Below are 556 nucleotides of genomic sequence, written 5' to 3'. Positions count from 1 at the left end.
CATATTGAATGTCCACGTTGTCCACGCGCGGTAAGTTGCCGACACTGCCGCCAATCGCCACATAACACTCGTTTTCGATCGCGCGAGATTGAGAACAGATCCGCACACGTTGATAGCCGTTTTTGGTATCGGTCCAGAATGGCACAAAAATAATTTGCGCACCTTGTTCGGCGAGCATACGACCTAACTCAGGGAACTCGCTGTCGTAACAAATCAGAATGCCGACCTTACCAGCATCGGTTTCGAACACTTGTACATCATCACCGCCATCAATTACCCAGTCTTTTTGTTCGTGTGGCGTGATGTGGATTTTGTACTGAGCGTTAATTTCCCCATCGCGTTGCAGTAAGTACGCTACGTTGTAGAGCTTGCCATCTTCGATGAGCGGCATACTGCCAGCAATGATATTGATGTTGTAAGTGACCGCCATTTGCGAGAAACGGTTTTTGATCTCTTCTGTAAAGCTAGCAAGAAAGCGAATAGCTTCAACCGAGTTTTGATCGTTTTGCAATCCCATCAACGGAGCATTGAAGAACTCAGGAAACAAAGCAAAGTC

Annotated in this window: 1 protein-coding gene; it reads right to left on the bottom strand. The window is 46.9% G+C overall.

The window, feature by feature from the left end; genetic code table 11:
* Positions 1–556, bottom strand: a 556-nt coding sequence (locus tag R7E38_RS23235) for a carbon-nitrogen hydrolase family protein (RefSeq protein ID WP_318082202.1), incomplete at both ends; no start/stop codon positions are given.

It is taken from the genome of Vibrio sp. Vb2131 (assembly GCF_033338535.1).
Classification (GTDB): Bacteria; Pseudomonadota; Gammaproteobacteria; order Enterobacterales; family Vibrionaceae; genus Vibrio; species Vibrio alginolyticus.
Note: the sequence above shows the minus strand (reverse complement) of the source record. Positions and strands in the feature narration are given on the sequence as shown.